Raw genomic sequence first — 21,646 nt, 5'->3', positions numbered from 1 at the left:
CTTCGATTAAAAGGAAATGACAGAATTATTTTTCCGGAAAATTTGGAATAGGAAAAACCTACTTTTTATGGAAATATTTTGAGAACAATGGATCTTATGGGGTGACATATATTTTTAACTCTCAAAATTTTTCCCAGACCATCTTTTTTTTAACATTTTTCCTCAATCAACGAAAAAAAATCGTCGACATTGGTATTTTTAGTATGTGTGAAAAATCTTAAATAAATCAACTTCTTCGGTTGGGTTTTTGATTTAATTCCTAATTTCTTTTCTGCAAAAATTCTTCTGACTCGGATTCAATTTGCTGGCTGGTTTTTCTATTACCGCTTTTTAACCATTCTATTAGCCCTTTTTTCGAAAGTATAATTTTTTCTCCTTCTTGAAATGGGGGGTAATTTAGAGCACTTGGCAAAAATAGTTGACTTGGCACTGACATGCAATCAAAACAGGGCAAACCATGCGTTTGCCCTGTTAGCAAAATCTCATTATTGCTTTATCAATCTAAATACTCGACAGCCTCTTTTTGATTTAACCTTTAAATAATAGGTGCCGGAATTAAGATCGCTAACATCCAATGAGGTTCCATGGGCGGTCATGATCTGGCGTCCCAGCTTGTTTAATACGGCAATATCAACTGGTGAGTCTACGTTCCTTAAGTACAAGGTTTCCCGCACGGGATTGGGGTAAAAGAAGATATGCCAACAATGTTCACCGTCATCTCCACCGCCAACGGGATCTTCAGCTACGGAGTAAAGCTGTGACTGCGGCACAATTTGGCGAGGCTGCGATGAGCTTGACCACTCAAAGACACAATTTGCATTACCCACACTTTCGAAATATTCAATTTTGATCTTGTACTTTTTATCGGCTTCCAATCGTATTTGTCCCGAATATGTAGCACTGTCATTAATCCACTTATTAATGACTAATTGACCATTAACCCATAGTCTGCGTCCATTATCGCTGGCTAAATAGAATGTATACTTTTCTGTATAGCGGGGTTGAATAGCGCCCGTCCAACGAATAGAAAAGGTGTCACCGTTAACACCTTCCAAAGGGGAACCCTTCCCCCCAGTTGAAATTAACAACAGAATCAATACGTGTTCCGGCATATCTTCTAAAGTTTATTCTATTGAAATAGGTGCCCGTTAACCCGTCTCCATTTCCCTCAATAAATCTTGGGAAAAATTGTGATGATGGAACAATTTCCCGTGGCTGCGAGGTACTTGACCACTCAAACTGGCAATCCGCTCCACCCGAATTTTCAAAGTATTCGATTTTGATCTTATATTGTTTCCCGGCTTCCAGCGCTATTTCTCCGGTATAGGTAATGCCCCAATCGTCAATCCATTTGTCGATGATTAGTTGATCGTCAATCCAGAGCCTACGACCATTGTCGCTCGTTAAATAGAACTTATAGTTTTCTGAATAGCGAGGCTGAATGGTCCCCGTCCAACGAATAGAGTACAAATCATTATTAATACTGTCCATCGGAGAACCTCCGCCCCAGAGGAAGCTTATCGTTGGGTCAATGCGCGTACTGACGTACGTTTCAAAATTTGTTCCATTGAAATAGTCTCCGGTCAGTCCTTCTCCGTCGCCATGGACAGGCGGTGTTAGTCTTGAAAAAAGTCGAGACTGCGGCACAATTTCCCGGGCTTGTGATGGGCTAGACCATTCGAATTTACAATTAGCGCCACCGAAATTTTCAAAGTATTCGATTCTGATGGTGTACTTTTTCCCGGCTTCCAGTTCAATTTCCCCGGTGTAGGTAATATCCCAGTCGTCAATCCATTTATCGATAACGAGTTGATCGTTAATCCAGAGCCGGCGCCCATTGTCACTGGTTAGGTAGAATGTATATTTTTCTGTAAAGAGCGGTTCAACAAAACCTGTCCATCGAATAGAATAAGAATCATTACCAACACCCTCCATAGGCGATCTGTCGCCCCAGTTAAAATTAATGGAAGCATCTTTACGGGTGCTTACATAGGTTTCAAAATTCATTCCGTTGAAATAATTTCCGATCAGGCCGTCGCCACCGGTAGTGATAGCTCGTAGCTTTAGTGATCTTATTTTGTTGTCCCATTGATACAGGCAACTTGAGTCTGAGTTGACGATAACAGAATGGCCTGTAAAATTATCCTCTCTGAACAATTCCACTTCGTATCCGGGGGCGAGTTTTAAAGCGGATATGTCATGGCTTGCCATTCCCTTTTCCTGCAATTTAGCCGATGTGTAATTATCGACGGGTAGCACTGCTTCTGTTCCGGAGTAGCCACAGTCAGCATACACTGTAGCCACCGGATCGCCAAAGGGGTCTACCGTCAGCCCTTTTGATTCACGCAGGAGTTGAAAGAGGTGATCGGGCCGGACCACAACATAGTTTGAATTGAGTGAATTCATGACATTTTTGAAAGTGGTAGGGTTATTCCCTGTCCAGGGTTGAGCCTGAATAATAACGAATCTCGGTTCAGTACCATCCCATCCAATAGACGCAGAAGTTATGTGGTCTTTCATACCCTGTTCATTAGTACAATAGTTACAGGATAGCGGCTTACCGGGTAAACTATTATTGTAAATACTCAATGGGCCTCCCGTGTTCTGTCCGGTTAAACCAAGCAAAGAAGGCGCATAAGTGGCATATGTTTCACCTGTATTTTGGCTAATGCCACCTGTTATACCGTTCCAAACCGTAATCACACGAAAGCCGGCGCGTTCGTTGTATTCTTCTGTTTTGGCAGCAAACTGGTTGAGCAAATTTTGATCGGTCCACTCATTTGGATAAGTATAGCCATATCCGGATGGACCGGAAATAAGGTTGTCGTTTTGTGTGGAAGATTGATGATAGAAATTCAAGGCACCTGGCATGGCATCCACCATCGCCGGTGATAACGTCCAGCCGACGGGAACCTTGCCTCGATCGGGGTTATCCCAAAGCTTACGCATCAAATGTTCGGCGTATTGCAGGTTGTCGCCATCGCTTAAAGTAAACGCCACATAAATTTTATTTTCGAGTTTGGGCTTGGGGGGGATCGGTTTCACATCGATTGTCCGGGGCATACCACTATGCACCGTTAAGTTGGCACACCAGTCACTCGCTATGGTAGTAATCCCATAGGTGGATACCCTGGATACGCCCGGCTCTTCTTCCGGCCACCACCCCATGTAGTTGGCACCGGCAGGCATAGAAGATAAAAATTTATTCAGCAATTCGCTTTCGTCTGGTACGTCAGGGTCAAGCCAAACGACGGCACCCTCTATAGCAACCGCGTATTCGCGCAGCGAGGCTTGATGTACTTCGGGGTTTAACCCTGTGAGCAGGCGATGATCCATAGCTGGCCAATACGTGTCAAATAAAGTTTGATACACGTCTAACTTACTGGTGAACTGGCCGCGTAAGTCCGCGAGCACCGGTAAATTATAAGGGGCCGATTGCAGCTTTGATAACAACGAAGGAGACGCAATGACCGCCTTTAGATCCTTGGCTAAGGCAGTGGCCAGATTAACAGTATGAATCTGTGCCGAATCGTAAACAATTAAACCATTTATTTCATCGCGATACTTCGTAATCAAAGACCAGTTATCGGAATGCTCTACCCAGTTCAACCCTAAAGACTGCAGCCATGTATAGGGACCTTCGGCATGAGCATCACCATCATAAACAAATATGCGAGGGGATGTCATGTTGACAATACCTTTCAAAGACGAAAACAAGTACTTTTCCTCGGCCGGATTAGTCCGTAAATAAATTAAATCCTGTGTGGGAGCTGTAGCGGGAAAAGAGGGAAGAAGCTGACCGGCGGGCCAGGTGATTTGGGCGCGTGTCTGTAATGCAAATAACAGCATTGGTAAAAAGCACAAACAAGTTACACTTTTTAAAAATGAATTTGTTCCTTTAAACATACTTTTGGTGATTAATAGATGAATTATTTTACAAATCGACAGTTGAGAATCTGTAATGAATTACCGCTGCCAGGAAGATTATGTGCGCTGTTGATCACATTTGTTCATCCCGACCGTGTTAAGAAGATAGGTCATCGAAAATGACGATCTCTACCAATTGCAGCTAATCAAGGCCAACAGGTAGAATTTTAATCCTTTGTACAGGTGTTAATTTCTGTATTTCACGGCTAAGATTGATGTTATTCAAGTCCTGAATATCTGGTTGCTCGTCACTTTTAGCGATAAAAAAAATATACACAAAACCTGCTCCGCCTTTGGGAAATCGCATGCTGATAACGCCCAGCATTGTTGGCCAAAAGACTGTTATACCTATTCCATAAATTGTCACCACCACTGCCATCACTATGCCAGTGGTAGAATTTCCCATATCAGAATTTAAAGTCAGGTAAGTCCATTGTCATAGACTCTATAGCACATAAACTACAAAATAGCGAAAGAATTTTATAAATATCTTTCTGTTTTGTTGCCAACTCTGACTGTATTATATCATTGTTACATTAATTTTATCTGAAATAATAACATTTTAATCACAAAAAAGACATCTTCGGAAATTCAAAACCTCTTGGATTTAGATTCGATATTGAATTTTGCAAGCACAAATTATTTTATTCATTTTCTGATCATTTCTAAAAGCACATTTACAGATTGCTCGGCAAATAAAACATTATTGATATTAGTATCTGTCTTTATCACCTTAACGGAACCACTGGCATGTTCTTTTTGCATTAAACAACACCTGATCGATACCCGAAGTATGAAATATTCAGATGTTTTTTTGGGGGCTTGTATAATGAATATAATTTTTGGAGATTCCGGAAAGGTAGGAAACTAAGATTGAGCGGATTAAACCACTATTTCAGAGAGTGCCTAAAACCCAGCTTGCTTCCTATTTGGGTGTTTCGCGCGAAACGCTTAACAGACTTTCTTCATAGTCTTACCTCGGTCAGTTTGTAATTGTGAGGTTTGTCACGTAAAAAATGTGTGCGTTGTGCTCATTTTTGTAGTAAACATTTACAAATAAACTCATGAAAAATATAGGATGGATTTTAGCAATAGCATTATTAACTGTTGTACCAACAGTGGCGCAAACTAAAAAAGCAAAACAAATGGAAAAACGAGTAATTAATCCCTGGCAATAGCAGGATGAACGCAGGTATGTACAAGCAGTTGAAGTAAACCAGGCAGAAGGTACAATCTATGTTTCCGGGCAGGTAGTAGCAGTAAACGCTGATGGAAAATCAAGTACAGATGACATGAAAACCCAATTAGTTCAAGCTATGCAAAATTTGGAACAGGTTATCTGTAAAAATGTTTTTTGGGGTCATCAAATCTCACCTGTTAATGATCTTATAACTTGATATGTAAGCTACTTTTTAATAGATTTATAAGTCTGTTAAAGAAATAAATTTAATGATAGCTTCCGAAAGCTTCGATAAGCTGCTAATTAAATCTCAAGAATTTGAGAATGAAAAGCTTCCAAACGAAAGTGAAGATCTTATATGGGAGCAATTCAAATCCGGAAGCCAATCCGCACTTACCTATATTTACAGAAATTACACCAATTTGCTTTTCAACTATGGATTTCAGTTTTCTTCTGACAAACACCTGATAAAGGATTGTTTGCAGGATCTTTTCATGGAGCTGATCAGACATAGAGACCATCTCAGCCCAACCTCATCCATCAAGTTTTATCTGCTGAAGTCTTTCAGAAACAAACTGATAAAGACTATTCAGAAGAACAATAGACAAAGACCGTCAGAAAACTTTCTCCCTAAGGCATTATTTACGATTTCCGTTTCCGCTGAAACAAAAATGATCAATGCTCAGCTCGACGCGGATAAACAACGGATCCTTCAAGACAGCCTGAATAAGCTGCCACCACTACAGCGGGAAGCTTTGGTACTCTATTTTTATGAAGGTCTTAAATACAATCAAATCGCTGAAATGTTGAGTATCAAAGTAAAGTCTTCCCGGGCTTTGGTTTACCGTGCAATCGACTCTCTTGGGGAACTTCTGGATCCTTATCGTGATACAATGATTACTTTTTTGACTTTAACCACTGTTGTTAAATCGTTAATATAAGAATGCTTTCGCTAATTATTTTGCAATAAATTTTCTCATTTATTTAATAAATTATAAATATTTCACTTTGCTATGGTCATTGAGATAGTCCTGGACTTTTACAGTAAAGGACTTTTGATAATTAATGGACTATAAAGATTTTGATGTAAGTGATTTTCTCAAGGATGAATACTTTGTAGAATGGGTATTGCACCCTGATCATAAGTCGGATCATTTCTGGAAACAATGGCTATTTGACCATACTGATAAGTTAAAAGAAGTGGAGCATGCCCGTGAGGTAATCACTTCAGTTGGATATGCGTATAAAGCTAAACTTAGTGATCCGGAATATTCAGCCATGTTTGAAACCCTTCTTCGTTTCAACGAAGCTAAAAATAATAAATCGACTCCATGGCTTACGAAAGATGTTATGAAAGTAGCTGCCAGTATAGTGCTGATTTTGGCTGCTGCTTTGATGATGACCCAAAGGAGTAATTTCAGACCTGACAGTTATGACAGTTCCGAGCATATGCTGGTAAGCAAAACAGTGTATGGTCAGAAGAAAAATATTGTGTTGTCCGATGGCACCAGGGTCATGCTCAATGCAGGAAGTTCATTGACTTATCCTGAAAAATTCAGTGGTGATGCCCGTGAGGTGATTTTATCAGGAGAGGCATTTTTTAATGTTGAGCACGATGTTCACAGGCCTTTTTTGATTAAAACCTCAGGTCTCACCACCAAAGTGCTCGGGACCTCATTTAATGTGCGCAGCTACACTGAGGACGATAAGGTTCTGGTGAGTGTGGTGACCGGAAAGGTAGAGATCAATAGCCCCAATGGCACCTCGGAAGTTCTTCTGCCTTCCGATATGGGCACGTTTAGCAAGTCGGCAAAAGAAATTACGGTAACAAAACTCGACAAAGCTAATTTCATCGCCTGGACAAAGGGTATTCTCACATTCGATAATGAAACTCTTCCGAACATTTTCGAAAAGCTGGAGCGCTGGTATGGAGTGGAGATACAGGTATCAAAGGGAGTGAAATTGGAAGGAAAATACAGTGGAAGCTACAAAAACAAGTCTCTTGAGCTGATCCTGAAAGGGATAAGTTATACATCAAATTTTAAGTATTCTATTAATAATAAAAAAATAATAATCTATGAAGATAACTAAGATCATTCATCTACCGAATCTGGTTTAGGTTCAAAAGAATGCCGGCTTGACGGCAAAAAACCAAAACCCTCGCATCCATCGAGTTGGGGAACTGCGGCTGCAAGGGCTGGTTCTTAGCTATTCAAATGTTCACTAAAAACCCTTTAAAAGTATGAAAAAAAATCTACTGAAGGAAATACTGATTGTGTCGAAATCCCTGTTCTACATACTATTCTTGCAGGCCCTTTTTGTTTCGCTGCTCCATGCAGAAGATATTGGCGCCCAGAATAAAAGCTTGTATGAAGTAGCGATCGATCTCAATGTAAAGAACGCTGAGATCCTCGATGTATTTGAAGATATTGAGGCCAGGACAAATTTTGTTTTCACTTACAATGATAAATTCCTGACAAACAAGCGGGTAACCCTATCCGGGAATAGAAACCTTGGCAAAATACTGGAACAGATCTCGCAAAAAGCTGATCTTCAATTTAGACGGATCGGCGAGAACATCCATGTTAAAAAAAGAAGGATCAACAATGGTCTCGTAGAAGAATTTGTTGGACAAGATGACAAAACTATCTCAGGCCGGATTACAGATGAAAACGGAGAAGGATTGTCTGGTGCCACAATTGCAGTTAAGGGAAGTTCAATAGGGACCATCGCCGATGTGGATGGGAACTACAGCTTTGAGGTTCCGGATGAAGCTCAAACCCTTATCATATCGTTCATTGGCTATAAGTCTGTTGAGGTAGAAATTGGTAATCGATCAACGATTGATATGATGTTGGAACCGGATCTGACAAGCCTGAAAGAAATAGTTGTGGTAGGGTATGGGACCAAAAATAAGAACTCGCTCACTGGAGCTATCTCTAATGTTACTGCCAAAGACCTGGAAAGTGTTCATGCGGTTACTACGAGTGCCATGCTCGCAGGAAAGATACCCGGCCTTACTTTCCGCCAGGCAGATGGCAGGCCCGGCTCCAGCGCTAATATCCAGATACGTAATATGGGTAATCCCTTGTATGTAATAGATGGTATTCAAAAGGACGCCGGCCAGTTCAATAATATCTCTCCTAACGATATCGAGAGCATTACAGTCCTTAAGGATGCATCGGCATCAATTTACGGTTCCCGTGCGGCCAATGGTGTGGTGATCGTAACCACCAAAAGAGGTCGGATATCCAGTGGTAACCAGTTTAACATTGATGTATATACCGGTTGGCAAAATTGGTCGCGTTTTCCTGAGACTGTCAATGCAGGAGAATGGATGACCGGCAAAGTAGATGCCGATGTGAACCGGAATGGTACCACTGATATTACTTCAGAAGAACTGGCTTTGTGGCAACAAGGTACCGAGAAAGGCTATCAAAGTTTTGACTGGTATGATTTTATCATTGAAGAAAATGCGCCATTAACTTCAATCAATGTAAATGCAACCGGAGGGTCTGACAAGATTTCTTATTATATTTCCCTGGGCCGGTTGGATCAGTCTTCAGTACTTGGACGAGAATATGTTTTTGAGAGAACCAATCTCCAGTCCAATGTGGATGTACAGATCAATGATCGCTTTAAAATAGGAACTCAGATCAATGGAAGGATTGAAACCCGTGATCAACCGGGTATCCCCGGAGCCGACGATTATTGGCTGCCAAGATTTGCGCTTTTCCGCAACCGACCTATGGAACGGCCTTATGCCAATGATAATCCGGATTATCCTGCGGACCAGGGTCATACAGAAACCAATTGGGCGATTCACAATAAGGCGATTTCCGGGTATTGGAGAGAGGACTGGCGCGTTATGCAGCTCAACTTTAACGCCGAATACGATACTCCTTTAAAGGGACTCAAAGTCAAAGGACTTTATTCGTATTATCTTGCAGATCGTCTGATGAATGGTCATGAATATACTTATGATGCTTATACCTATGATGAGGTAAACGATGAGTATATCAGAACCGCCGGCAGTACTAATCCATGGAGGGAGCGGGGAACGCGCAAAGTACTTGAAAACGTGGGACAGATCCAACTGGATTACTTAGGGTCATTTGGGGATCATAATATTTCCGCTACCTTGGTAGCCGAGCGAATAGATAGACGAAACATAGAAGTATGGGTTCATACAGTACCTAAAACCAATGAACTTCCTCTTCTCCAGTTCGCAGATATGGATACTTACAATGATCGTGACTTTGAAGAAGCAAGAGCCGGGTATGTAGGTAGGATCAGCTATGACTATGATGGTAAATATCTTGTAGAACTTGCAGGCAGAAGAGATGCTTCATGGAAATTTAAATCCAATAAACGATGGGGGATCTTCCCTTCGGTGTCCCTGGGATGGAGAATCAGTGGTGAAGGTTTTTATGAGTCATCAGGGATATCAAAAGTCATTAATGATCTGAAAATACGTGCCTCATATGGTGAGTTAGGTGATGACAATGGAGGAATATTAGGTATTGGATCATTTGATTATATCACAGGCTATAATTACGCCTCATCAAAAGTGATCCTCGATGGTGAATTGATTAACGGAGCCAGGGACCGGGGAATTCCTATAGATAATATTAGCTGGTTGACCAGCAAAATTACCGATATAGGGGTCGACATGATATTCTTAGATGGCCAGCTAAGCGGTTCCCTTGATTATTTTTACCGAAAACGTAGCGGATTACCGCAAATAAGACAAGATGTACTTCTCCCGGCTTTGCTCGGCCATGGTCCGGCACCGGAAAACCTGAGGAGTGATGCACAAATTGGCGGAGAAGCATCATTGACATATTCAGGAAATGCAGGTGCTTTGACCTTTGATATTGGCACTAATTTTTCCTTTTCAAGATCCAGATTCCTCGATCGCTATAAACCGGAATTGGACTATGGAAATTCATTACAATATTATACGGAAAGCTGGGAAAACCGATGGAGCGGAACCATCTGGGGACTCGAAACGATTGGACAATTTCAATCTATGGAAGAGATTAACAGCTACCCCGTAAACATTGACGGACAAGGAAATAAAACCCTTCTTCCCGGTGACCTTATCTATAGAGATATAAACGGTGACAAGCGAATTGATGAAGCAGACAGGCGACCTATCGGTCACGCAAGAGACCGCAATCCTGCGATTAATTTTGGTTTCAACATGGCTTTAGGCTGGAAGAACTTTGATTTCAGAGCGGACTTTTCCGGAGGAGCTATGTATTCGTTTGTGCAAAGATGGGAGATGAGAGTCGCTTTTCAGAACACGGGCAACCTGCTCAAGGAATTTTATGACGACCGTTGGCACAGAGCCGATCCATTTGACCCGAACAGTGAGTGGATCCCTGGAAAATATCCGGCCCTTCGGTTCAATGAGGGAGGCCATAGCAACTATTGGGATTCTGACTTTTGGATCACCGATGTTCGCTATCTGAGAGTGAGAACTTTAGAGTTAGGTTATTCGATCCCCGAAGCGTTGGTTAGTAAGGTAAAGCTTCAAAAGGTAAGAGTATATGTGAATACTTACAACCTATTTTCATTTGACAATGTAAAGCACTTGGGCCTTGAGCCGGAGATTCTGGATGAAAATGGCCTCCAGTATCCTCAAAACAGGCTGTTAAATGTAGGTGCAAATATTTCATTTTAAATGACTCATAGATAATCCTTTTATCTGTGATTAAATAATCAGCGATATGAAAAACAGTTTATTAATAATGATATTGCTACTACTTTTTTTGGGTGTAGCTTGTAATGATGATGAATTTTTAAATAAAGATCCCAGGAATATTCTCCTGGATAAACAGGTTTGGGAGAGTGAAGGCCTTGTACTAGCGGTTCTGGCTGATCTATATGGCCGGTACCCCGATTACCAAACCATTGAAAACTGGTCAGAATTTACCAACTTTGATGAAGCATTTGCCTCCTCTTTTGGATCGTACGGGCGTCACCATAACCAGGATTGGAGCTACTTTGATTGGGGATATTGGGATTATGGATTCATACGTGAGATCAATCTGTTTATCTCAAAAGGAGAGGAAGCCGTTCGGTTATCCGAAGATGTACGTGAGCGATTCTTAGCAGAAGCCCGCTTTCTGAGGGCGGCCGTATACTTTGAGATGGTAAAGCGCATGGGAGGGGTACCCCTTATTCTGGAATCACTCACTTACGATTATAGCGGCGACCCTTCCTATTTGCAATATCCCCGGGTCAAGGAGCATGAGATCTATGATTTTGTAATCAGTGAAATGCAAGCTATTAAAGACATACTTCCTGATGACCCCTCTATTAAAGCACGTGCTACCAAAGGCGCGGCACTTGCCATGACAATGAGGGCAGCACTTTATGCCGGATCTATCGCCAAGTATGGAGCAACCACACCCGATGTATCTTTGCCCGGTGGTGAGGTAGGCATTCCTGCCACCATGGCTGCGGATTATTATCAAACCGTGTTAGATGCTTTTTCAGAAATGTCCGGTTACGCTTTATATGACCGGAATCCGGATCCGGGAGACAATTTTGCCAACTTATTTCTGGACAAGAATAACAACCCTGAAGTAATCTTTGTAGAGGATTTTAAGTTGCAAAGCGGGAAAACACATGGGTTTACCATTTCTAACCAACCAAGATACCAGTCAGAAGAACAAGAAGGAGGCAGGATCAATCCATCTTTGAATTTAGTGCAGTCCTTTGAACTTTTAGATAATACTTTTTCACCACTCCCTATCCGAACAACTGATGACTTGGATTACCTCTATTATGATGAGCCTACCGACTTGTTTGAAAACCGGGATCCCAGGTTGAGGGGAACGGTATTGCTTCCTGGTACCCGCTTCAAAGAAACCGATGTGGAGATCTGGGCTGGTTATCTGCTGTCTGATAACACAGTGATCACAGGAGATCAATTCGGAGCAAAGGCGTCATTGCCTGGTGTAGAAGAAGATGTCCAGGTGGTGGGTTTCAGTGGTCCTATCGATAACCTGGAGTTTAGTGCACAGACCGGTTTTTACATTCGTAAGTATCTTGATCCAACGCCAGGATCCGGACAACGGGGCGTTCAAAGTGAGGTTTGGTGGGTCAGATACCGCTATGGTGAGGTTTTACTGAATGCTGCCGAGGCTGCTTTCGAATTGGGAATGGTTGATATCGCTGCCGGATATATGAATCAGGTCCGGTCAAGAGCAGGAATGCCTACAGGTCTTACTCCTGGTGAAATCACCTTTGATCGTATTGTACACGAGCGTAAAGTTGAGCTGGCTTTCGAAGGCCATCAATTGTGGGATATGAAACGGTGGAGGCTTGCTCACATTGTATGGGACGGATCCAGTGAACCGCTTACAAATGATCCGGGAAATGCTATGGAGCCTAGCACACGACCGTTTGGCTTATGGCCTTATAAAATCCATGCTCCGGGTGAGTCAAATCATGGCAAATGGGTCTTTAAGGAGGTATTACCTAGTCAAGCGACCAACCCGGACAGATTCAGACTGGGAAATTACTACTCCGGAATTGGAGATGACCTTTTGAATCGAAATCCTAAGTTGGTCAGGAATCCAAATCATTAATAGTACTACTTAAAACTACATCCTTATGAAATCAAAATTTAGAAATTTAATGCTATCAGTATTTGGTTTGGTAGTGATGGCATCTTGTGAGTTTGACGATTTTAAAGAGCCGGGATCAATATTTGAAGGAAGAATTGTATACCAGGGACAGCCCATTGGCATTGCCTATAATGAGGTAGAGTTTCAGTTGTGGGAATCCGGTTGGGAACAGGAGATACCGATCACAGTAACGGTAAGTCAGGAAGGGGGATTTTCCACCGTATTGTTTGATGCCGAATACAGGCTGGTCATCCCCTCTCATCAGGGCCCATTCATTACCCTTCAAAATCAGGAAACAAACTCAGATACGATCCTGGTCAGCTTGAATGGAAACAGAACACTGGACATAGAGGTATTGCCCTATTACATGATCTCCAATCCGCAATTCAATGCCTCAGGCAATGATGTAAATGCCTCTTTTGGTTTAGACCAGATTATCACCGGCGCGGACCAACGTAATGTCGAACGCGTGAATCTTTATATCAGCAAAACTTATTTTGTAGATGCTAAAACAAGTATAAGCTCGGTTGAATTGGGGGGTGGAGATATTACGGATCTTTCTGACATAGATCTCTCTACCGGCATCCCGGAAATGACCCCCGATCAGTCTTATGTTTATGCTCGGGTCGGCGTGAAGATTGACGGTGTGGAAGACATGATGTTTTCACCAATTCAACGCATAGATATTTAGGAGCCAAATACATTATTATTTGATATAATATATTGAATATCAATTATATATAATATCGAAGTCGCTTCAATATATTCAATTCGCTTCATTTTACACTGCTCAATTGTCTTTTTTAACTACGTTTCCGTGCTAAATTTCCGTATGGCGATCGCAATGGATATAGCTCCTTTTGATTTATGGAGCTTTGAACTCTAAGTAACATTGGGTTCTTCACAGTTTTCCACGCTGTTTACAATTTCGAGACTTAAAATTCAGGGATGATGAAAAATAGGGAATAGCCGGGGAAAAGATAAAAGTTTGGAGAGAGCGGAATTCGATATTTTTTAATATAAAAAGCATTATTTGTTTGGAAATTAATAATAGAATGAATAAAGTTTAAACCAACAAAAGCCATATAAACTGACATGTTAAAACAGAACAATTCCTCTATTAATCACAAAACGGTTGTAATGCTTGGTTGCTTTGATACTAAGGGTGAAGATTTTATGTACCTCCGTTCATGCTTGCTGGAACAGGGAGTGGAGGTCATATCTATCAACACAGGTGTACTAGGCACAACAAACCGCTTCCCGGTGGATTTTGAAGCCGAGGAAGTTGCCGTTTCAGCAGAAACAGACCTTTCAGCACTTCGTGAAGCAGGAGATAGGGGACAGGCTATTCAGAAAATGGGTGAAGGGGCCGCTTATATTATAAAGAAACTTTTATCACAGGGAAAAATAGATGGTGCCATTGGAATGGGTGGAGGTGGAGGTACCTATATCGCTTTGTCGGCCATGCAGCCAATCCCTTTCGGCATACCAAAACTTTGCTTGAGTACGCTGGCAACAAAAGACCTGTCTCGCCATATTGGCAGCAAAGACATTACTTTGATGCCCTCTGTCGTTGATGTTGCAGGCCTCAATAGCATTAGTAGAGCAATAATAAGTCAGGCTTCGGGGGCAATATGTGGAATGGTCAATTCCGGTATCGAAGAACAGTACGAAACATCCGGTAGCATAGCCATCAGCATATTTGGCAACACTACTGCCTGTGTGGATAAGTGCTCAGAGATACTAAAAACAAAGGCTTATGAAGTGCTCACTTTCCACGCTGTTGGGGTCGGTGGCAGAGCCATGGAGTCTCTGATTCTGGAAGGCTGCTTCGACGCGGTTTTAGACATTACGACAACCGAATTGGCTGATGATTTGTGTGACGGCATTTGCAGCGCCGGACCAGATCGTCTTACGGCTGCTGCTCAAATGGGAATTCCACAGGTAGTTGTACCCGGTTGCCTCGACATGGTAAACTTCGGACACGTGGATTCGGTACCGAAAAGATACAGATCCCGACAGTTGTACAGTTGGGCACCCGATGTAACCCTAATGCGAACCAATGAAGAGGAAAATAGAATTTTGGGAACAAGACTGGCAGAAAAATTAAACAATTCAAAAGGAGAAGTAGCCATACTGCTACCACTAAAGGGAATATCCAGGATTAGCAGCGAAGGAGGGACATTTCATAATCCGGAAATTGATCAGGTGTTGTTTGATGCCATAAAAGAACATGCCAATAGTTCCATTAAGGTGATAGAGATAGATGCCAATATCAATGATGTGCTATTCGCGGAGCAATCTCTAAATGTGCTTTTGAAAATGATCGAAAAATAACTAAAATAATTTGTGCCTGCAAAATCTAATGTCAAATCCAAGAGGTTTTGAATTTCAGTAGAGGTCTTTTTTTGTGATTAAAATGTTATTATTTCAGATTAAATTAGTGTAATTGAGATATAATACAGTCAGAATTGGCAACAAAACAGAAAGATATTTATAAAATTCTTTCGCTATTTTGTGGTTCAAGTGTTATAAAGTCTATAACCATGCACCTACCTGACCTTAAATTCTGATATGGGAAATAATAACATACATAGGCGTCGATTATTATGGGCCAGTTTTTTTACAATCGTAGCGGCTGGAGTGGGATTTGCTGTTAGAGGCGCTATACTGGTAGATTGGGGTAATCAATTTGGGTTTACCATGACTGAATTGGGCACTATAACCGGTGGAGGATTTGCTGGTTTTGGAATTATTATTATTCTTTTTAGCCTGATTGCTGATAAAGTAGGATACAAGCCCCTGATTGTTCTGGCCTTTTTCCTGCATTTTTTATCCTTTGTCATTACCATATCCACACAATATGTATTTGAATCCATGGGAAGAGCGTCAGCTTATTGGTGTTTGTATTCCGGTACTTTCCTCTTTGCCGTGGGGAACGGAATATGTGAGTCTGTTATCAACCCTCTGGTTGCAACACTGTATCCAAAAAATAAAACACACTATCTGAATATTTTACACGCGGGATGGCCGGGAGGAATGATACTTGGCGGATTGCTTTCTGTGGCGTTTCATGACTATGTTACCTGGGAAGTCCTGTTGGGATTCTTCCTGATTCCGGTACTTATTTATGGTGTGATGATCTTCAAGGAAAAATTCCCAATCTCAGAAGCCAAGGCGGCAGGTGTCGGTTACAAAGTCATGTTCCTGCAATTTGCTTCGCCTATTTTATTATTTCTGATGTTATTGCATGCTTTGGTTGGTTATGTTGAATTGGGCACTGACATGTGGATTCAGAATATCACCGGTAACATACTACAAAGCGGCTCGAAAGGTGTGATGCTATTTGTATACACCTCAGCATTGATGTTTGTCTTGCGTTTTTTCGCAGGGCCTATAGTCGACCGTATTTCTCCACTCGGTTTACTTTTTGTCAGCGCTGTTTTAGGGGCTATCGGATTATTCATTCTGGGAAATTCTACCACCGGCATGGTGATGGTAGTGGCGGTGACAATGTATGGAATAGGTAAAACATTCTTTTGGCCAACAATGCTCGGCGTTGTCGGCGAGCGATTTCCCAAAGGTGGAGCAATTACTATGGGAATGATAGGAGGCATTGGAATGCTGTCGGCCGGATTTTTGGGAGGCCCCGGCATTGGATACAAGCAGGACTATTATGCCTCTGAAAAAATTAAAATGGAGGCGCCTCAAAGTTACGACCGGTACCAGGCGGATCATGAAAATCACTTTTTGATTTTTAAACCTATAAAAGGTCTTGACGGCAGTAAAGTTGCCATATTAAAAGACAATGGAGCCCAGTTACAATCGGATATAAAAAGGTGGGAGAGTTCGGGGAGAGCCTTGAGTAATAGTGCCAATTTAACCGCTTTGAATACATGGTGGACCAAAGCCAAAGATTTTGCCTCTGAAGACATCGAACCAGTCAATGAAGCAGGATTTTATGGTGCTGGCAAAGCACTCATTTTGACTGCAATAGTGCCTGGGGTCATGGCGGTGGGTTATTTATTTTTGATACTATATTTTAGAAGGCAAGGAGGATACAAACAAGAAGAAATTTAAGAATAGTAACACTAGATTTAATACAGACCTTATAAACTTTATTACACAATGCCAAATCCATGGACGGGGAAAGGAAATCCCTATATAAAACAGGAGGTTAGAGAACGATTACAAAGCACATTAGATAAAAATGAAGCTATTATAGCAGCAGGGGCAGGAACCGGTATCAGCGCTAAATTTATCGAGAAGGGAGGAGCTGACCTGATTATTATTTACAATTCCGGTCGTTTCAGAATGTCGGGCCACGGCTCTACCGCGGGCATGATGGCCTATGGGGATGCTAATGCGGTAGCGATGGAGATAGGGGAATTCGAAGTACTGCCGGTAGTAGAGGAAATACCGGTAATCTGCGGTGTACACGGAACGGATCCCCGACGAAGAATGTGGCATTTTCTGGGACAGGTGAAGGATATGGGTTTTTCGGGAGTAAACAATTTTCCTACCCATTCTATTGTGGACGGGCATTTCAGAAATGTATTGGAGGAAACAGGGATGAGTTTCCAAAAAGAAGTCGATATGGTTGGCCTTGCTACCAAAATGGACCTGTTTTCTATAGTATATGTTGCCAGGCCTGAAGAAGCTGTACAAATGGCAGATGCCGGTGCTGATGCTATTATTGCCCATGTCGGAACCACAGTAGGTGGCTCGATCGGCGTACAAGGTGCTACCTGCACCATGGATGAGGCGATTGAACGGACGCAGGTCATAATCGATGCTGTCAAGAGGTCTAACCCGGATACCTTTTTCCTGGCACATGGAGGCCCGGTCAATACGCCGGATGATGTACGCGTCATTTTGGATAAGACCGACGCACATGGATTCGTTGGTGCCTCTTCACTTGAAAGAATGGGAGTGGAGCAATCACTGACGGACTTAACCAGAAAGTTTAAGTCATTGAAATTGTCCTGGTAATTGAATATGGTCAAATATTGGAGATTTGTCAAAAATGAAGATACTGTCGGGGAGAAACTGTTGGGCAGAAATCATCATTGGTACTACCATGCAGATATAACACAGCAGGCAGATACCTATCTGGTAAAAGTAGTGATGCCAAAAGGAGGTATGCATAACTTCCATCGGCATCCTGAGATGAATGAGATAATCTATATTTTAAAGGGAACGGCAGAACAGTGGGTTGAAGGTGAAAAACAGCTATTAAAACCAGGTGATTCTGTTTATATCGACCCCAATGTTGTACATGCTACTTTTAACGCCGGGGAGGACGAGTTGGAATTTTTGGCTATGCTGACTCCTTCCGGCGGGTGGGAAGCGGGTACCATAGATGAATATGAAAACTTGCCTTATTCACGGTACCGACAAAATTAAATATTCGGGATATAAGTTAATTCAATGAATCTTCAGATTTATAATTAGTTAAATCAGTTGCCTATCAAGGAAATACCGCAGTTAGTGATTTTAAATCCTTAACAAATGAAAATAACAATTTTTAACTTATCATCATTTCTGTTCATATTGACTCTTTTCACGGCATGCTCTACTAAAAAAGCTAAGTTGCCGGAATTGACTTATAGTGGTGACGAGCCAAGGATTCAGAACCCCCTTAGCCCGGAAGATTCTCAAAAGCACATCCAGGCGCCTGAAGGATTTGAAACTATTTTATATGCATCCGAGCCGGATATCATCAACCCAATTGCTTTTACATGGGATGAACGTGGCCGGCTATGGGTTATTCAGTCCATGGATTATCCTCATGGATTAAATAACGATGTTGGAGGCGACAGGATTACCATTTGCGAGGATACCGATGGTGATGGCAAGGCAGACAAGTTTATGGATTATGCTACGGAGCAAAGCCTGTCTACCGGTATAGTAATCGTAAAAGGTGGCGTGATTGTGGCACAAGCGCCGGAAATGGTTTTCCTGGGAGATACTGACGGTGATGATAAAATGGATGAGCGTAAAGTTTTGTTCGATGGTTTCGGTACCTTCGATACACATGCAGGTCCCTCCGGGCTGCGCTACGGACCAGATAATTTAATTTGGGGTGCCGTAGGATATTCCGGCTTTGAAAATCAAATTGGAGGAAAAGAGATCAGCTTCAAAATGGGGGTGTATCGTTTTACAAAAGATGGTCAGTATTTCGAACCGGTAGGACAATTCAATAACAACACCTGGGGATTGGGGATAACAGAAGAATTCGAGGTATTTGGTTCAACAGCCAACAACAACCACTGTTGTTATGTAGGTATTCCCTTAAGACACTATGATTACCTCGATAAACTACCCTCTTGGGCCATCAATGCGGATTTTATACAAGGGCACTATGAAATTTCGCCTGTCAGCACTGTACCCCTGCAGCAGGTTGATGTACGTGGTGGATATACAGCAGCAGCCGGTGCCAATTTCTATACGGCCAGGAACTATCCTGAAAAATACAGAAACCAGATGTATGTGAATGAACCCACCGGGCATCTTGTTCACATTGCTAAGATTGAGAAAGATGGGGCAGGTTATAAGGAGGTGGACGGAGGGAATATTTTTGCCAGTACCGATGCCTGGACATCGCCGGTTTTTTCAGAAACCGGCCCGGATGGCAATCTTTGGGTTGCCGACTGGTACAACCCTGTAATCCAGCACAATCCTGACAAGAGGGGAATGGAAAACCAGATATGGAATGACGACAAAGGAGAAGGTAACGCTCATATCAATCCGCATCGGGATAAGCGTCATGGACGGATTTATATTATCCGACATGAAGACGGTGATGAACCGGATATAACTAAAATTGACCCGAATGACAAGGATGAGCTGATCAAGGGTTTGCAAAGTGACAATATGTTTTGGCGTATAACGGCACAACGCCTGATTGTCGAAGGCAATAAAAATGAGTTAATTCCGAAACTTATTGAGCTGGCCGGAAATGAGAAAAATGTTGAATCAAGCGGGCTAAATGGCGTAGCTGTGCACGCATTGTGGGCATTGAAGGGTTTAGGGGCACTCAATGAATCAAATACTGAGATTGTAGAAAAATCACTATCAAATAAGTCAGGTGCGGTAAGGAGGGCAGGACTTGCACTGCTACCTGAGTCGGAGACCGGAACCAGTCTGCTGGTGAAGTCTAAACTGTTGCAAGACCCTGACTTACACATCCGCCTGGCAGCGATACTGAGAGCGGGCGAGCTTCCCGAAACCTATGATTTGAATGAAGCATTAAAAAGTGCCGCAAAAGATCCCGTGAATACCTCGGATAAATGGTTAAGCGCTGCGATAAAAGTTTATTACCGGGAACTTAATTATGAAATAATTGATCCGGAAATGGTCGAAATGGTGATTCCCTCTGCTGAAGAAAAGAAAGTAACCTGGCGTTATACCGAAAACAAACCCAATGATAACTGGTATGCAGATGATTTCGATGATTCTTCCTGGTCGAATGGGCAATCGCTTTTTGGGAGTGAAAAAGCCTTGCATGTGAAAACAATGTGGTCTAAATCCGATATTTGGATTAGAAGGGAGGTAAATCTGAACGAACAGATAAAAGCGCCTGTTCTGAAGATTACCCATGATGACAACTACTCGGTTTATGTCAATGGTCAGTTGCTAATTGCTGAGGACGGTGTGAGTAAGCCGTATAAATATATTAGGTTGGATTTGGAATTAGGGAAATTATTTAAAAAAGGGAAAAATTTAATTGCCGTTCATTGCCATGATAATGGGGGTGATCGCTATATTGATGTGGGTATCGGAAAAGTAGTTAAGCCTGAAGCTGACGTAGTATTTGAAGTGAATACGGTCAACCAGAAAATGGCTTATGATAAAAAAGTGTTTTATGCTACAGCCGGTCAAACTGTTGAGATTGTATTGAACAATAAAGACCAGATGCCTCATAACTTGGTCGTTATCGAGGCAGGCAGCCTGGAAACGTTCGGTAAAATGGTCGATAGCTTCCTGCAAACTCCTGATGCGGCCGAATCGGGTTATGTTCCCGATTCCAGGTATGTTTTGGGAACGACCAAAATGCTGGATCCCGGGGAGACAGGTTCTGTTGTGTTTAAAGTGCCGGACAAGCCAGGGCGCTATCCATTTGTATGTACCTTCCCCGGTCACTGGCGCCTTATGCAGGGAGTGATAATAGTCAATGCACCCGGAACCTATCTTTCAGAAGATCCCAATGCGATTAAGGTGTCGATGATGGGCGGAGGTGGTTCACATGATTTTATCAATCATTTTGGTGTGTTGGATGGAAAAATACTGAGTAATGACGGAAAGGCTTCCGTCACTTATACAGAACAGTCCCAACAATTGGGACAAAGACTGGAAGATACAGATGTGCTCTACATTTGTAACAATAAGCCATTTGATATGGAAACACGTAAAAAAATCATGTCCCGCGTTAACCAGGGAATGGGTATGCTCATTTATCACCCGGCTACCTGGTACAACTGGAAAGATTGGCCGGAGTACAACAGACAGCTCGTTGGGGGTGGATCTCGATCGCACGAGAAATACCAGGAATTTGAAGTAAGGGTTGTAAAACCCAACCATCCGATTATGAAAGCTGTACCGTCTAAATTTAGGATTACCGATGAACTCTATCGTTGGGAACAAGATCCTGATGCTGTAGACATTGAAGTATTAGCTATAGGCAAGGGCCTGGAGTCCGGTGAGGAGTTTCCGGTAATATGGACAGTAAAACATGCAAAGGCTAAAATAGTGTGCAACACCCTGGGGCATGATGAAAAAGCCCACAATCTGCCAGCATACCAGACCATACTAAGGAATAGTTTGGAGTGGGTTGGTGAAAAATAGCGGATGTGATCTACCTGCTCTTCTTACCAGGCTCGTAATCATTGTGTAA

The 21,646-nt window shown here is 42.2% G+C and carries 13 protein-coding genes and 1 pseudogene; 11 read left to right on the top strand and 3 right to left on the bottom strand.

Annotation, left to right across the window (positions count from 1 at the left end; genetic code table 11):
• Positions 1-485 precede the first annotated feature (485 nt).
• The 3 genes from AC04NP_RS23630 to AC04NP_RS23620 all read right to left on the bottom strand — a co-directional run bounded on the left by AC04NP_RS23630 (position 486) and on the right by AC04NP_RS23620 (position 4,333).
• Positions 486-1,112 (bottom strand): PA14 domain-containing protein, encoded by a 627-nt coding sequence (locus AC04NP_RS23630; RefSeq protein ID WP_482862455.1) that lies wholly within the window; start codon positions 1,110-1,112, stop codon positions 486-488.
• The gene (locus AC04NP_RS23625; RefSeq protein WP_482862453.1) at positions 1,042-3,849 is read right to left on the bottom strand and encodes a PA14 domain-containing protein; all 2,808 of its coding nucleotides are present in this window, start codon (positions 3,847-3,849) and stop codon (positions 1,042-1,044) included. The genes AC04NP_RS23630 and AC04NP_RS23625 overlap by 71 nt, the downstream gene beginning before the upstream one ends.
• A 220-nt stretch (positions 3,850-4,069) precedes the next feature.
• A complete protein-coding gene (locus tag AC04NP_RS23620; protein ID WP_482862452.1) occupies positions 4,070-4,333 on the bottom strand; it encodes a hypothetical protein in 264 nt (87 codons plus the stop codon).
• A gap of 793 nt (positions 4,334-5,126) precedes the next feature.
• Here AC04NP_RS23620 and AC04NP_RS23615 point away from each other — a divergent pair.
• The 11 genes and pseudogenes from AC04NP_RS23615 to AC04NP_RS23565 form a co-directional block, all read left to right on the top strand.
• Positions 5,127-5,324, top strand: a pseudogene (locus AC04NP_RS23615) (RidA family protein); the annotation flags it as partial.
• A 52-nt stretch (positions 5,325-5,376) separates the two neighbouring features.
• Positions 5,377-6,048, top strand: a complete 672-nt coding sequence (locus AC04NP_RS23610; protein WP_482862451.1) for an RNA polymerase sigma factor — start codon at positions 5,377-5,379, stop codon at positions 6,046-6,048.
• 124 nt (positions 6,049-6,172) lie between these two features.
• On the top strand, positions 6,173-7,198 hold the full coding sequence (locus AC04NP_RS23605; RefSeq protein ID WP_482862449.1) for a FecR family protein: 1,026 nt from the start codon (positions 6,173-6,175) through the stop codon (positions 7,196-7,198).
• Between the two features lie 151 nt (positions 7,199-7,349).
• On the top strand, positions 7,350-10,796 hold the full coding sequence (locus AC04NP_RS23600) for a SusC/RagA family TonB-linked outer membrane protein (protein ID WP_482862448.1): 3,447 nt from the start codon (positions 7,350-7,352) through the stop codon (positions 10,794-10,796).
• Between the two features lie 46 nt (positions 10,797-10,842).
• On the top strand, positions 10,843-12,711 hold the full coding sequence (locus AC04NP_RS23595) for a RagB/SusD family nutrient uptake outer membrane protein (RefSeq protein WP_482862447.1): 1,869 nt from the start codon (positions 10,843-10,845) through the stop codon (positions 12,709-12,711).
• 25 nt (positions 12,712-12,736) lie between these two features.
• On the top strand, positions 12,737-13,441 hold the full coding sequence (locus AC04NP_RS23590) for a DUF3823 domain-containing protein (RefSeq protein ID WP_482862446.1): 705 nt from the start codon (positions 12,737-12,739) through the stop codon (positions 13,439-13,441).
• A gap of 404 nt (positions 13,442-13,845) precedes the next feature.
• Positions 13,846-15,087, top strand: coding sequence for a Tm-1-like ATP-binding domain-containing protein (locus AC04NP_RS23585; protein ID WP_482862445.1), 1,242 nt, complete (start codon positions 13,846-13,848; stop codon positions 15,085-15,087).
• 237 nt (positions 15,088-15,324) lie between these two features.
• On the top strand, positions 15,325-16,830 hold the full coding sequence (locus tag AC04NP_RS23580; RefSeq protein ID WP_482862444.1) for an MFS transporter: 1,506 nt from the start codon (positions 15,325-15,327) through the stop codon (positions 16,828-16,830).
• Positions 16,831-16,878: 48 nt separating this feature from the next.
• A complete protein-coding gene (locus tag AC04NP_RS23575) occupies positions 16,879-17,742 on the top strand; it encodes a phosphoenolpyruvate hydrolase family protein (protein ID WP_482862443.1) in 864 nt (287 codons plus the stop codon).
• Positions 17,743-17,748: 6 nt separating this feature from the next.
• Complete coding sequence (locus AC04NP_RS23570) at positions 17,749-18,156, top strand: cupin domain-containing protein (RefSeq protein ID WP_482862442.1); 408 nt, start codon at positions 17,749-17,751, stop codon at positions 18,154-18,156.
• A gap of 105 nt (positions 18,157-18,261) precedes the next feature.
• On the top strand, positions 18,262-21,597 hold the full coding sequence (locus AC04NP_RS23565) for a PVC-type heme-binding CxxCH protein (protein ID WP_482862441.1): 3,336 nt from the start codon (positions 18,262-18,264) through the stop codon (positions 21,595-21,597).
• Positions 21,598-21,646 lie beyond the last annotated feature (49 nt).

Source organism: Agaribacillus sp. DX54, assembly GCF_056858335.1.
This window is presented reverse-complemented; position numbering and strand designations above follow the sequence as displayed.